This window comes from Cupriavidus sp. IK-TO18 (assembly GCF_015549295.1).
Lineage (GTDB): Bacteria > Pseudomonadota > Gammaproteobacteria > Burkholderiales > Burkholderiaceae > Cupriavidus > Cupriavidus oxalaticus_A.
This window is the reverse complement of record NZ_JADGMP010000099.1, coordinates 1-552: the sequence shown is the minus strand read 5'-3', so window position 1 is coordinate 552 and position 552 is coordinate 1. Positions and strand designations below refer to the sequence as shown.

1 protein-coding gene is annotated in these 552 nt (G+C 69.7%); it reads left to right on the top strand.

The window, feature by feature from the left end; all coding sequences use genetic code 11:
- Positions 1-98: 98 nt before the first annotated feature.
- The coding region (locus tag IPF36_RS34275) for an ABC transporter permease (protein WP_195432375.1) at positions 99-552 on the top strand (454 nt) is incomplete at its 3' end.

Genomic DNA, 552 nt, shown 5'->3' with positions numbered 1-552 from the left:
ATCCTGGTCAGCGCGGTGCTTGTCATCCTCATCAACCTCATCGTCGATCTCGCCTATGTGGCGCTCGACCCGCGCGTCGGCGCAAGCGAGGCGGGCGCATGAGGTTGCGGCGTCTTCTCCGTTCACCCGAGGCGGTTGCCGGCTTCGTCATCCTCGGCTGCCTTGCCGCGATGGCGCTGGCCGCCCCGCTGTTGTTTCCGCGCGATCCGCTGTCGATTGCGGGCCCGGCACTGTTGCGACCGTTCCAGGACTGGGCGCTGCCGCTCGGGACCGACCGGCTTGGCCGCGACGTGCTCGCCGGCATCTTCCATGGCGCGCGCACTTCGCTTGCGGTCGGGCTCGCGGCGGCTGCGGCCTCGATCCTCGTTGGCAGCGTCGTCGGCACCATTGCCGGTTTTGCCGGCGGGTTGGTCGACGAGGTGCTGATGCGCATCACCGATGCCTTCCAGACCGTGCCGGGCTTCCTGCTGTCGCTGGCGCTAGTCAGCGTCGTTGGCCCGTCGCTCGGCGTCGTGGTGGCGGCGATTGCGCTCAGCGCCTGGACGGGGCCGG